Source organism: Streptomyces sp. SCSIO ZS0520 (genome assembly GCF_025643355.1).
GTDB lineage: Bacteria > Actinomycetota > Actinomycetes > Streptomycetales > Streptomycetaceae > Streptomyces > Streptomyces physcomitrii.
The window spans coordinates 1,959,750-1,972,439 of sequence record NZ_CP092644.1 but is presented as its reverse complement, the minus strand read 5'-3'; the positions used below and the strand labels follow the sequence as shown (position 1 = coordinate 1,972,439).

Genomic DNA, 12,690 nt, shown 5'->3' with positions numbered 1-12,690 from the left:
CCCCACCGGTCACCTCTGGTCCGCATAACAGCGCTCTTCGGCGGCTTGGAAACCGCTTGCCCCCAACTGCACCGCGTCCGAGGGTCGTTCCGCTCTGTTCGGATAACGGAAATCCCCAGACAGCATCACGGTTAGGCATCCATTCACCGTGAAGCCTGGCACGTGATCCGGGGCACGCTGAAGACTCCCGCTCCAGGGGCTTTGCACCCTGAATGCGTACGACGGACTGATCACGCCGCCACCGCGGCAAGTGTGCGCCGGCCACCGCCGGTTGAGAGGGGTCCCTGCCACTATGACGGCGCCATTGCACGACACGACGGCGGAAATGGAACCGGCCGCGCCTGTCGACCCGGCAGCCGCCGCCGACGCGAAGAAGGTGGAGGGCAGATCCCTCAAACAGATCGCCTGGCGCCGCCTCAAACAGGACAGGGTCGCCCTCGCGGGCGGTCTCACCATCGTCTTCCTCGTCCTGGTCGCGATATTCGCCCCGGTGATCGTCAGCCTCCTCGGCCACCCGCCGACCGAGTTCCACCAGGACCAGCTGGAAGAGCTGACCAACCTGCCCAAGGGCGATCTCGGCGGCGTCAGCGGGGACTTCCTCTTCGGCGTGGAGCCCAACACCGGCCGCGACATCTTCAGCCGCGTGGTCTACGGGGCCCGTATCTCGCTCCTCGTCGCGGTGCTCGCGGCCGTGGTCGCCGTCGTGCTCGGCACCCTCTTCGGCATCATCGCCGGCTACTTCGGCGGCTGGGTGGACTCGGTCATCAGCCGCGCGATGGACCTGCTGCTCTCCTTCCCGCAGCTGCTCTTCATCATCTCGCTGGTCTCGGTGCTCCCCGACGACCTGCTCGGGCTGAGCGGTTCCGGGGTGCGCGTCGCCGTGCTCATCGGGGTCATCGGCTTCTTCGGCTGGCCCTACGTCGGCCGTATCGTGCGCGGCCAGACCCTCTCGCTGCGCGAGCGCGAGTACGTCGAGGCCGCGCGCAGCCTCGGCGGCGGCCGCCGCCACATCCTCTTCCGCGAGCTGCTGCCGAACCTCGTGGCCCCGATCACCGTCTACGCGACCCTGATGATCCCCACGAACATCCTCACCGAGGCCGCCCTGAGCTTCCTCGGCGCGGGCGTGCGGCCGCCCACCGCCTCCTGGGGCGGCATGATGCGCGACGCGCTCGGGATGTACGAGCACGACCCGATGTTCATGGTCTTCCCCGGCCTCGCGATCTTCGTGACGGTACTGGCCTTCAACCTCTTCGGCGACGGGCTGCGCGACGCCCTGGATCCCAAGGGCTCCCGCTGACCCGCCCAACCCCCCTGCCACAGCAGTCAGGTGGTCCCCCATGGTTCTCAGGCAGCCCGGCCTCAGACCGCGAATCTCGGAGGATGCGAGAAAGATGTCCCACGGTTTCTCCAAGCGAAGGCTGACCGCAGGTGCGGCCCTCGTCGCAGCCGCGCTCGTCGGCACCGCCGCCTGCAGTGGCTCCAGTGACGACGACGAGCCCTCGGGCGGCAAGTACAACGCCGGCATCGGCAAGGTCGCCAACCCCTCGAAGGCCAAGGGCGGCACGCTCCGCTTCATCGGCAAGCAGGACTTCGACTCGACCGACCCGCAGCGTGCCTACTACGGCATGACCTGGGACTTCATGCGGTTCTACACGCGTACCCTGGTCACCTACGACACCAAGCCGGGCGCCGCCTCGAACAACCTCGTCCCGGACCTGGCCACCGAGAAGGCCAAGATCACGGACGGCGGCAAGACCTACTCGTACAAGCTGCGGGATGGTCTGACCTGGGAGGACGGCTCCAAGCTGACCTCCAAGGACATCAAGTACGGCATCTCCCGGGTCTGGGCCACCGATGTCATCACCGGCGGTCCGCAGTACCTGAAGAACGTGCTCGACCCCAAGGGCGAGTACAAGGGCCCGTACAAGGACAAGACCGCGGGCGGGCTCGGCCTGAAGGCGATCGAGACGCCGGACGACCAGACCATCGTCTTCAAGCTGCCCAAGCCCAACGGCGACTTCGAGCAGATGCTCGCGATGCCCTCCGGCGCCCCGGTGAAGGCGTCCAAGGACACCAAGTCGAAGTACACCCAGAAGCCCTTCTCCTCGGGCCCGTACAAGTTCGCCTCGTACGACTCCGGCAAGAACGCCACGCTGGTGCGCAACGAGAACTGGAAGAAGGAGTCCGACCCGGTCCGTCCCGCGCTGCCGGACAAGATCACGGTCACCATCAACAAGAACGCCGAGGAGAACGACAAGCGCCTCATCGAGGGCGACTACGACATCGACCTCAACGGCACCGGCATGTCGGCCTCCGGCCGCACCACGGCGATCACGGACCACAAGTCCAGCGTCGACAACATGCCGACGGACTTCGTCCGCTACGTCGCGATCATCACGAAGGCCAAGCCCTTCGACAACCTGCACTGCCGCAAGGCCGTCTTCTACGCCACGGACTTCGAGAGCCTGCAGAAGACCCGCGGCGGCCCGCTCGCGGCCGGCGACATCGCCAACAGCATCTGGCCCAAGGCGATCAAGGGCCACTCCGACTACGACCCGTACGGCGTCGTCGCCCGCAAGGGCAAGCCGGACACCGCCAAGGCCAAGTCCGAGCTGAAGGAGTGCGGCAAGCCCGGCGGCTTCTCCACCAAGGTCACCGCGCGCACCAACCAGCCCGGTGAGGTCGAGGCGGCCACCGCCCTGCAGGAGCAGCTGAAGGCCGTCGGCATCAAGCTCTCCGTCGACCCGCTGGACGGCGCCGAGGCCAGCAGCATCACCGGCTCGCCCACCGTCGTGAAGAAGCGCGGCTACGGCCTGACGATGAGCGGCTGGGGCCCGGACTTCCCGACCGGCCAGGGCTTCGGCCAGCCGCTGTGGGACAGCCGCTTCATCTCGGAGAACGGCAACTATAACGAGGCCCAGCTGAGCGACCCGAAGGTCGACAAGGCCTTCGACGACGCCATCGCCGAGACCGACCCGGTCAAGGCCGGCGAGATCTACAAGCAGATGAACAAGGAGATCCTCGACCAGGCGGTGTGGATGCCGTTCCTGTACGAGAAGAACATCTCCTGGCGCGGGGCGAACGCGACCAACGTGTACTCCTCCGCCGCGTACAGCGGCCGCTACGACTACGTCGCCCTCGGCGTGAAGAAGTAGCGGAACCCGTTCCCCCACCGTCGCCGTAACCGCCAGTCCGAAGGGCAGGTGATGGCCCGGGTGGCGGCCGGGATCCGTGATCCGGGTCCCGGCCGCCACCAGGCCGCGCACAGTGCTTGCATATCTCATCCGGCGCCTGGGCGCCGTCCTCCTGATGGTGCTGGTCGTGCTCCTGACGACCTTCTCCATCTTCTTCCTGTTGCCGAAATGGGCCGGGCAGGACACCGCTGTGCTCTTCGCGGGCAAGGCGACCGGCGCCGAGCAGCTGGAGGGGATCCGCCAGAAGCTCGGCCTCGACGAGCCGGTCCTGGTCCAGTTCTGGGACTTCGTCAAGGGCATCCCGATGGGCCGGGACTACGCCAACGGCGGCGATGTGACGCGCTGCGACGCGCCCTGCTTCGGCTACTCCTTCCGTACCGAGGAGCCGGTCTGGGACACCCTCAAGGACGCCCTGCCGGTCACCGGCGCGCTTGCGGCCGGTGCCTGTGTGATGTGGCTGGTCGGCGGCGTCGCCATCGGTGTGCTCTCCGCGCTCCGCCGGGGCAGCGTCTGGGACCGCAGCGCCATGGTCGGCGCCCTGTCCGGCGTCTCGATGCCGATCTTCTTCACCGGCATGGTGATGATGGGGATCTTCGTGCACAGCCTCGGCTGGCTCAAGATCGACGACGACCTCTCCGGGGCCGACGGGATCGACATCTGGCTGCAGTCGCTGATCCTGCCCTGGATCGCCCTCGCCTTCCTCTACGCGGCCATGTACGCGCGGCTCACCCGAGCGACCATGCTCGAAGTGCTCGGCGAGGACTACATCCGCACCGCCCGGGCCAAGGGACTCGGCGAGCCCAGCGTGATCAGGAAGCACGCGCTGCGCTCCGCCATGACCCCGATCCTCACCGTCTTCGGCCTCGACCTCGGCGCCCTGCTCGGCGGCGCCGTCCTCACCGAGCAGACCTTCGGACTGAAGGGACTCGGCTTCGAGGCCGTGGACGCCATCAGCAACAAGGACCTGCCGGTGATCCTCGGCGTCACGCTCATCGCCGCACTCGCGATCGCGGTGGCGAACCTCGTCGTGGACATCATGTACGCCGTGATCGACCCCCGCGTGAGGCTGTCATGACCCAACTCAGCAAGAGCGGCGCGGCAGTCGGCGAGCCGGGGACCCCGGTCTCCCACACGCCCACCGCCTTCCTCGAAGTACGCGACCTCAAGGTGCACTTCCCGACCGACGACGGCCTGGTGAAGTCCGTCGACGGGCTCAGCTTCACGCTGGAGAAGGGCAAGACCCTCGGCATCGTCGGCGAGTCCGGCTCCGGCAAGTCGGTGACCTCGCTCGGCATCATGGGGCTGCACACCACCGGGCAGTACGGGAAGCGAAAAGCCAGGCTGTCCGGCGAGATCTGGCTGGACGGCAAGGAACTGCTCACCGCGCGCCCCGAAGAGGTGCGCAAGCTGCGCGGCCGCGAGATGTCCATGATCTTCCAGGACCCGCTGTCCGCGCTGCACCCGTACTACTCGATCGGCAAGCAGATCGTGGAGGCCTACCGGGTCCACCACGACGTCGACAAGAAGACGGCCCGCCGCCGCGCGATCGAGATGCTCGACCGGGTCGGCATCCCGCAGCCCGACAAGCGCGTCGACAGCTACCCGCACGAGTTCTCCGGCGGGATGCGCCAGCGCGCGATGATCGCCATGTCGCTGGTGAACAACCCCGAACTGCTCATCGCCGACGAGCCGACGACCGCCCTCGACGTGACCGTCCAGGCGCAGATCCTCGACCTCATCCGCGATCTGCAGAAGGAGTTCGGCTCCGCCGTCATCGTCATCACCCACGACCTCGGCGTCGTCGCCGAGCTGGCCGACGACCTCCTGGTGATGTACGGCGGCCGGTGCGTGGAGCGCGGCCCCGCCGAGAAGGTCTTCTACGAGCCCCGCCACCCCTACACCTGGGGTCTGCTCGGCTCGATGCCGCGCCTGGACCGGGACCAGACCGACCGGCTCATCCCGGTCAAGGGATCGCCGCCGTCGCTCATCAACATCCCCTCCGGCTGCGCCTTCAACCCGCGCTGCCCGTACGCGGATCTGCCCAAGGACAACCTGACCCGCACCGTCCGCCCCGAGCTGACCGAGGTCGGCAGCGCGCACTGGGCCGCCTGCCATCTCTCGCCGGAGCAGCGGGAACAGATCTGGACCGAAGAGATTGCGCCCAAGCTGTGAGCGAGGACACGCCCGTGACGCGCGAGGAGAAACCCACCGCCGGCGCCCCGGAGCCCGAGGCCGCGGGCGGCACCGCCACCCTGACGAAGGACCCCGCGCCGGGTGAGACGCTGCTGAGGGTCAGGGGCCTGCAGAAGCACTTCCCGATCCGCAAGGGGCTGCTCCAGCGCCAGGTCGCCGCCGTGAAGGCGGTGGACGGAATCGACTTCGAGGTCCGCGCGGGGGAGACCCTGGGCGTGGTCGGCGAGTCCGGCTGCGGCAAGTCGACGATGGGCCGCCTGATCACCCGGCTGCTCGAACCGACCGCGGGCAGCGTCGAGTTCCAGGGCAAGGACATCACGCACCTGAACGTGCGCGGCATGCGCCCGCTGCGCCGCGATGTGCAGATGATCTTCCAGGACCCGTACTCCTCCCTCAACCCGCGCCACACCATCGGCACCATCGTGGGCGCGCCCTTCAAGCTCCAGGGCGTGAAGCCCGAGGGCGGGGTCAAGGCGGAGGTCCAGCGGCTGCTCTCGGTGGTGGGCCTCAACCCCGAGCACTACAACCGCTATCCGCACGAGTTCTCCGGCGGCCAGCGCCAGCGCATCGGCATCGCCCGCGCGCTCGCCCTGAACCCGAAGCTGGTGGTCGCCGACGAGCCGGTCTCCGCGCTCGACGTCTCCATCCAGGCCCAGGTCGTCAACCTCCTCGACGACCTGCAGAGCGAACTCGGCCTGACCTACGTGATCATCGCGCACGACCTCTCGGTGGTACGCCATGTCTCGGACCGGATCGCGGTGATGTACCTCGGCAAGATCGTCGAACTCGCCGACCGGCAGGCCCTGTACACGCAGCCGATGCACCCGTACACCAAGGCCCTGCTCTCCGCGGTCCCGATCCCGGACCCCAAGCGGCGCAACACCAAGAGCGAGCGCATCCTGCTCACCGGTGACGTGCCCTCGCCGATGTCCCCGCCCAGCGGCTGCCGCTTCCACACCCGCTGCTGGAAGGCCACGAAGATCTGCACCACCCAGGAGCCGCCGCTGCTCCAGCTCGGCCCGGGCCAGCAGGTCGCCTGCCACCACCCGGAGAACGCCGAGGACCAGGCACCCCAGGACACCGAACTGCTGCGCGCCGCCGTGGACGCCATCAGCGTGGTGACCGTGGGCGGCGGGCCGGTCGAGGAGGAGCCCGCGGGGGCCGTATCCGCGGATCCCGTATCCGCGGACGCCGTGTCCAAGGACGCCGTGTCCACGGATCGCGGATCCCTGGACGCCGAGTCCGAGGCCCCGGTGTCCGAGGCTCCCGTGTCCAAGGACCCTGCGGCCGAGGACTCCCAGTCCGAGGACGCCGGAACCGAGTCCCGGCCCGGCACCGACAAGTAGCCCCCCGGGAGTTGTCGCCGGGGCGAGCCGGACGGAGGAGGGCGGCCCGCGGGTTCCCGCGCGCGGGACCGGTCCCACGCGGGCACCGCCCCCTCCGTCCGGCTTCGTCGTGCCCGCCTTGATCCGGCTTTGCCGTATCCGGCCGTCCAGGTATGAATAGCGCGTGGTCCAGGATCTGTACGCGCCCTCCCTCCAGCACGCGCTCGACGTCGCCGGAATCTTCGTCTTCGCCATCTCCGGCGCGCTGCTCGCGGTGCGCAAGAACTTCGACGTCTTCGGCATCGCCGTGCTCGCCGAGGTCACCGCGCTCGGCGGCGGCATCTTCCGCGATCTGATGATCGGCGCCGTCCCGCCCGCCGCCTTCACCGACCTCGGCTACTTCCTGACCCCGCTGGTCGTCACGGTCCTGGTCTTCTTCCTCCACCCGGAGGTGGAGCGGCTCCAGCTCGGCGTGAACATCTTCGACGCGGCCGGCCTCGGCCTGTTCTGTGTGACGGGCGCGGTGAAGGCGTACGCGTACGGGCTCGGTCTGACCTCCTCCGCGGTGCTCGGCCTGGCCACCGCGGTGGGCGGCGGTGTGCTGCGCGATGTGCTCGCCAACGAGGTGCCCTCGCTGCTGCGCTGGGACCGGGACCTGTACGCGGTGCCCGCCGTGGTCGGCGCCACCCTGGTCGTCCTCTTCATCGACCACGGGATGCTCAACGGGGCCACCGCCACCCTCGCCGTGGTCACCGTCTTCATCCTCCGGCTGCTCGCCATGCGCTACCACTGGCGCGCCCCGCGGGCCTGGAACCGGCGCTCCGAGGTGGCCGAGCGGGAAGAGGGCTGAGCCCCCGGGGGCGGCGGCGGGCGCCCGGCCAGAGGAAAGCTACCGCTCAGTAATGATCTGTTGTACCGTGCCGCCATGACAGAAGCAGCCCCCGCCGCCGCGATCGGCGCCAGCGAGTTCGACCGCGACACCGCGGTCACCCGGCGCGAACCCGGCGTCTACGACACCGAACTCTCCGCGGGCTGGACCATCATCGCCGCGGTCAACGGCGGCTATCTGCTGGCCGTGCTCGGCCGGGCGCTCGCCGACGCGCTGCCGCACCCGGACCCGTTCACGATCACCGCCCACTACCTCACCGCCTCCGTGCCGGGCCCGGCGGTCATCCGCACCGAGGTGGTGCGCACCGGCCGCACCCTGTCGACCGGTCAGGCCTCCCTCTTCCAGCGGGACGCGAACGGCGAGGAGGTCGAGCGGCTGCGGGTGCTCGCCTCCTACGGGGACCTGGACGCGCTGCCGGACGACGTCCGCACCTCCGCCGAGCCGCCCTCCTTCCCGCCGCCCGAGCAGTGCTTCGGTCCCGAGGACGCGCCCGACAACGGCCGCGGGACGGTCTCCGGCAGCTCCGCGATCACCGACCGGCTCTGGCTCAAACTCGACCCCGCCACCCTGGGCTGGGCGCTCGGTTCGCCCTCCGGCAAGGGCGAGATGCGCGGCTGGTTCGGGTTCGCCGACGGCCGGGACGCCGACCCGCTCTCGCTGCTCATGACGGTCGACGGACTGCCGCCCACCAGCTTCGAACTCGGCATCAAGGGCTGGGTGCCGACCATCGAGCTGACCGCGCACGTCCGCTGCCGCCCCGCCCCCGGACCGCTGCGGGTGGCGATCACCACCCGCAACCTCGCGGGCGGCTTCCTGGAGGAGGACGTCGAGGTCTGGGATTCCGCCGACCGGCTGGTCTGCCAGTCCCGGCAGCTCGCCCGGGTCCGCCTCACCGGCTGACCGGCCGGGGCGGACCGCGCGCCGCCGGAGGCCCGGGGGATGCTTGAGCCGTGAAATCCGACCGGCTCCTGTCGATCCTGCTGCTGCTCCAGACCCGGGACCGGGTGCCCGCCCAGGACCTCGCCGCCCGCCTGGAGGTCTCCGTACGCACCATCTACCGCGATATCGAGGCGCTCTCGGCGGCCGGGGTGCCGGTGTACGCGGAGCGCGGGCGGCATGGCGGGATCTCGCTGCTGCCCGGCTACCGCACCGATGTCACGGGGCTGACCGCCGAGGAATCCCGGGCGCTGTTCGTGCTCGCCGGTCCCGGGGCGCACGCGGCGCTCGGCCTGGACGAGGCGCTCGGTTCCGCGCTGCGCAAGGTGATGGCCGCGCTGCCCGCCCCGCACCGGCCCGCGGCCGAACTCACCAGCCGCCGCATCCTGGTGGACGCCTCCCGCTGGAAGGGCGGCCCGCAGCAGCCGGTCGACCTGGAGGCGCTGCAGGACGCGGTCTTCGCCGACCGGCGGCTGCGGCTGCGCTACCGGCACAGCGGGGACGCCGAGGCGCGTACGTACACGGTCGATCCCTACGGGCTGGTCGCCAAGGCGGGCGTCTGGTACCTGGTCGCGGACCGGCGGGGCAGGCCCCGGCTCTTCCGCGCCGACCGGATGCAGGAGGCCCGGCTCACCGCCGAGCCGGTCAGGCGCCGTCCGGGGGTCGAACTCCCCGAGGTCTGGGAGCAGTTGAGGAGGCAGGTGGAGGAGCGGGAGGCTCCGCTGACGGTCACCGTGCGGGTGCGCAGGGAGCGCCTGGACATGTTCCTGCGGATGAACGGCTCGGCGCTGAGGGAGCTGCCGCGGGAGGAGGGCACCGGCGAGTGGGTCACCGCGCGGCTGGCCTACGGCGTCGTCCAGGAGGTGCGCTCCCTGCTCGCCTTCACCGACCGCCTGGAGATCCTCTCCCCGCCCGAGGCCCGCGAGGAGTTGGCCCGCGCGGCGGCCGCGGTCGCGGCGCTGTACCGGTAGCGGGTCGGCGGCGAGCAGGGGTCCGGCGCACCGGGCGGTGCGGCGATCTCGGGGCCCGGTCCCGGTGGCCGGTCGTCGGCGCCCGGAGATCCGGGGCTCTCGCGGCCCGGCCCCCCGGTGGCCGGTTCGCGGCCCCTCGCGGGTGGCCCATCGCGGTCAGCCGCTGGCGTCTTCCGGCCTGGCGCGGGCGGCCGCGGCGAAAAAGCCTTGCCGGAACGGAGTCCTGTGCTGGAAGACTGAGCGGGTGAACGAGATGCGGCGCTTCACCGAGGCGGTGGTGCGCTGGGCCGCAGGCGGTGCCGGGAGCGAGCCGGCGGCCGGGGAAGCGCGCGAGCTGCTGCCCGTCACGGGGGTACGGACAGCGGTGCTGGTGGAAGGCGTCAGCGACCGGACGGCGATCGAGACACTGGCCGTCCGCAGCGGCCGGAACCTGGCGGCGGAGGGCGTCTGCCTGGTGCCGCTCGGCGGAGCCACCAGCATCGGGCGCTTCCTCGGCCACCTCGGCCCGCAGGGACTCGGCCTCCGCCTCGCGGGACTGTGCGACGCTGCCGAAGAGCCGTACTTCCGCCGGAGTCTGGAACGCGCCGGGCTGGCGGCCGAAGGCGGCCCGAGGAGCCTCGCGGAGCTCGGTTTCCAGGTCTGCGTCGCGGATCTGGAGGACGAGCTGATCCGGGCGCTCGGCGCCGAGGCCGTTCAGCAAGTGGTGGCGTACGAGGGGGAGTTGCGCCCCTTCCGCACCTTCCAGAAGCAGCCCGCGCAGCGCGGCCGGAGCGTCGAGCGGCAGCTGCGGCGCTTCCTCGGCACCCACAGCGGCCGCAAGGCGCAGTACGCCCGGGCGCTGGTGGAGCACCTGGACCCCGCCCGGGTTCCGGCGCCGCTCGCGCGTCTGCTCGCCGCGGTCTGAGCCCGCTGCCCGTTCGGGCCCCGAACGCCCGCCCGGACGGTCCGGATGTCCGGCTGCTCCCCACTCCTCCCGCCCGTCCGGAGCGCCCGGGAGCCGTCTGCCGCCCGTTCGGAACCGTCGGCCCCGGCGCCGCGGGCCCCCGCCCGCGGGCTTCCGTTTTCTGCTCCGGTCCAGCTTCTTGACGGCACTCCGGGGGCTCTCTTAAATCAAGAACTGAACCAACGGCCCCCGAGTCCGGCGCTCCTGCGTTCACCTCTCGGAGTCATTTGTCATGCACATGCCCCCCACTCGCCCAGGAGATGTGATGACTGTGCACAAGCCAAGGCACCTCTCGAAGCGGAGCCGCCTCGCGCTCTGCGCCACCTCGCTGCTCTGCGTCGCGGGCGCCATGACCGCCGTCCCCGCCTCGGCGGCCCCCGCCCCGGAACGCTCCGGGGGCGCCCTCGCCGCGGACACCTTCACCGACAACTTCGACGGGCCCGCGGGCTCGGGGGTCGACGGCGGCAAGTGGCAGATCGAGACCGGCGACAACGGCGGCAACAACCACGAGCGCCAGTACTACACGGCGGGCAACAGCAACGCGGCCCTCGACGGCCAGGGCAACCTGGTCATCACCGCCCGCAAGGAGAACCCGAACAACTACCAGTGCTGGTACGGCACCTGCGAGTACACCTCGGCCCGCCTGAACACCTCCGGCAAGTTCAGCTCCACCTACGGCCACGTGGAGACCCGGCTGAAGATGCCGCGCGGCCAGGGCATCTGGCCCGCCTTCTGGATGCTCGGCGACGACATCGGCAACGTGGGCTGGCCGAACTCCGGGGAAATCGATGTCATGGAGAACGTCGGCTTCGAACCCAGCACCGTCCACGGCACGATCCACGGCCCCGGCTACTCGGGCGGCGGCGGCATCGGCGCGGGCTACACCCTCCCCGACGGCAAGGTCTTCGCCGACGACTTCCACACCTTCGCGATCGACTGGTCGCCGGAGAAGATCAGCTGGTCCGTGGACGGCAACGTCTACCAGACCCGCACCCCCGCCGATCTGAACGGCAACCAGTGGGTCTTCAACAAGCCCTTCTTCCTCATCCTCAACCTCGCGGTGGGCGGCGACTGGCCCGGCAACCCGGACGGCAGCACCCAGTTCCCGCAGGAGCTGGTCGTCGACTACGTCCGCGTCTCCACCGCCGACAAGGCGCTCCCGGCGAAGTGACGTACCCGGTGAGGTGACGTACCCGGTGCGGCGGGGCTCTCCGGTCGGGCCCCGCCGCATCCGCCCGGACCGCGTCCGAACCCCACCGGGTTCCGGACGCGGTCCGTCGCCGTGCCCGGGGGAGTGCGCTCAGGAAGCGGTACGCAGGAAGGCGCCCAGGGCCGCGGTGAGTTCGGCCGGCGCGTCCTCCTGGACCAGGTGCCCGGCCTCCTCGATCGGCAGCAGAGTGCAGCCCGGGATCAGCGCGGCCAGCTCCCGGCCCTTCTCCGGCGGGATCCAGGTGTCCTCGGCGCCCCAGCACAGCAGCACCGGCAGCGCCAACTCCCCGTACCGGCCCTGGATCTCGTCGGTGAAGCGCTGGTCGTTCTGCTCGATCTGGCGGTAGAAGGCGGCGCGGCCCTCCTCGGTGCACCAGGGGGCGGCGAGGCGGTCCAGGGTGTGCGCGGGCAGCCCGTGGTGGCTGGCCGAGGAGAGGTAGGCGCGCACCAGGGCCTCGTGCAGGGCGGGCGGCAGCTCCCCGAAGACCTCGGCGTGCGCCCCGAGCAGCCGGTACGTGGCGGAGCCCCAGGGGGCGAGGGCCACCGGGTCGACCAGGGCGAGGCGGGAGTAGCGGGCGCCGTGCAGCAGATGGGCGCGCAGGGCCACGCAGCCGCCGAAGTCGTGGGCGGCGACGGCCGGTTCGGCCAGGCCCCAGTGGTCGAGGAGTTCGGTGAAGACCCGGGCCTGGGAGGCGAGCGTGACGTCCTGCCCGGTGCGCATCTCGGAGGCCCCGTACCCCGGCATGTCCCAGAGGTGCACCCGGAACTCCTGCGCGAGGGCGGCCGCGGGCCCGCGCCAGACGTAGGAGGAGAAGGGGGTGCCGTGCAGCAGGACGACCGGGGGCGCGTCCTCGGGGCCGAGGCGGGCCCAGCGCACCGTGCCGCCCGAGGTGAGCACCTCGCGGTCGAGTTCCCCGTCGTGTGTGCCGCTGGTGGTCCAGGCGCCGTCGGTCATGATCCCGAGCGTAGGGGGTGGGCGGCGGTCGCGGCAGGCTCCGGTGCGGGATCGGTCCCGGTGGCCGAGCCCGGG

11 protein-coding genes are annotated in these 12,690 nt (G+C 70.8%); 10 read left to right on the top strand and 1 reads right to left on the bottom strand.

The genetic code is table 11. The features are described from left to right. The first annotated feature begins 292 nt into the window (after window positions 1-292). The 10 genes from MID12_RS07045 to MID12_RS07000 all read left to right on the top strand — a co-directional run bounded on the left by MID12_RS07045 (window position 293) and on the right by MID12_RS07000 (window position 11,622). On the top strand, window positions 293-1,297 hold the full coding sequence (locus MID12_RS07045) for an ABC transporter permease (RefSeq protein ID WP_040248038.1): 1,005 nt from the start codon (window positions 293-295) through the stop codon (window positions 1,295-1,297). A 94-nt stretch (window positions 1,298-1,391) separates the two neighbouring features. Continuing rightward, on the top strand, window positions 1,392-3,155 hold the full coding sequence (locus tag MID12_RS07040) for an ABC transporter substrate-binding protein (RefSeq protein ID WP_040248035.1): 1,764 nt from the start codon (window positions 1,392-1,394) through the stop codon (window positions 3,153-3,155). 112 nt (window positions 3,156-3,267) lie between these two features. Continuing rightward, window positions 3,268-4,269, top strand: a complete 1,002-nt coding sequence (locus MID12_RS07035; protein ID WP_040256500.1) for an ABC transporter permease — start codon at window positions 3,268-3,270, stop codon at window positions 4,267-4,269. Continuing rightward, entirely contained in the window at window positions 4,266-5,366 is a 1,101-nt protein-coding gene (locus tag MID12_RS07030) for an ABC transporter ATP-binding protein (RefSeq protein ID WP_263165476.1), read from the top strand. Before MID12_RS07035 ends, MID12_RS07030 begins: the two co-directional genes overlap by 4 nt. Before the next feature lie 14 nt (window positions 5,367-5,380). Next, window positions 5,381-6,733: an ABC transporter ATP-binding protein gene (locus MID12_RS07025; protein ID WP_263165475.1), complete on the top strand. Its 1,353-nt coding sequence runs from the start codon at window positions 5,381-5,383 to the stop codon at window positions 6,731-6,733. Window positions 6,734-6,896: 163 nt separating this feature from the next. Next, window positions 6,897-7,562 (top strand): trimeric intracellular cation channel family protein, encoded by a 666-nt coding sequence (locus MID12_RS07020; protein ID WP_040248029.1) that lies wholly within the window; start codon window positions 6,897-6,899, stop codon window positions 7,560-7,562. A 75-nt stretch (window positions 7,563-7,637) separates the two neighbouring features. Beyond that, on the top strand, window positions 7,638-8,501 hold the full coding sequence (locus MID12_RS07015; RefSeq protein WP_263165473.1) for a thioesterase family protein: 864 nt from the start codon (window positions 7,638-7,640) through the stop codon (window positions 8,499-8,501). A 50-nt stretch (window positions 8,502-8,551) separates the two neighbouring features. Continuing rightward, window positions 8,552-9,508, top strand: a complete 957-nt coding sequence (locus MID12_RS07010; RefSeq protein ID WP_263165472.1) for a helix-turn-helix transcriptional regulator — start codon at window positions 8,552-8,554, stop codon at window positions 9,506-9,508. Between the two features lie 244 nt (window positions 9,509-9,752). Then, window positions 9,753-10,412, top strand: a complete 660-nt coding sequence (locus MID12_RS07005) for a TOPRIM nucleotidyl transferase/hydrolase domain-containing protein (protein ID WP_397915659.1) — start codon at window positions 9,753-9,755, stop codon at window positions 10,410-10,412. A gap of 304 nt (window positions 10,413-10,716) precedes the next feature. Further along, the gene (locus MID12_RS07000; protein WP_263165471.1) at window positions 10,717-11,622 is read left to right on the top strand and encodes a glycoside hydrolase family 16 protein; all 906 of its coding nucleotides are present in this window, start codon (window positions 10,717-10,719) and stop codon (window positions 11,620-11,622) included. Between the two features lie 129 nt (window positions 11,623-11,751). Here the strand turns inward: MID12_RS07000 and MID12_RS06995 are convergent, their stop codons facing one another. Beyond that, window positions 11,752-12,615, bottom strand: coding sequence for an alpha/beta fold hydrolase (locus MID12_RS06995; protein WP_263165469.1), 864 nt, complete (start codon window positions 12,613-12,615; stop codon window positions 11,752-11,754). Window positions 12,616-12,690: the final 75 nt, after the last annotated feature.

Bases quoted from the DNA above. Each gene is read 5' to 3' on its own strand.
- MID12_RS07015 (WP_263165473.1), top strand. From the start codon at position 7,638: ATGACAGAAGCAGCCCCCGCCGCCGCGATCGGCGCCAGCGAGTTCGAC.
- MID12_RS06995 (WP_263165469.1), bottom strand. From the start codon at position 12,615: ATGACCGACGGCGCCTGGACCACCAGCGGCACACACGACGGGGAACTC.
- MID12_RS07045 (WP_040248038.1), top strand. From the start codon at position 293: ATGACGGCGCCATTGCACGACACGACGGCGGAAATGGAACCGGCCGCG.
- MID12_RS07000 (WP_263165471.1), top strand. From the start codon at position 10,717: ATGACTGTGCACAAGCCAAGGCACCTCTCGAAGCGGAGCCGCCTCGCG.
- MID12_RS07030 (WP_263165476.1), top strand. From the start codon at position 4,266: ATGACCCAACTCAGCAAGAGCGGCGCGGCAGTCGGCGAGCCGGGGACC.
- MID12_RS07040 (WP_040248035.1), top strand. From the start codon at position 1,392: ATGTCCCACGGTTTCTCCAAGCGAAGGCTGACCGCAGGTGCGGCCCTC.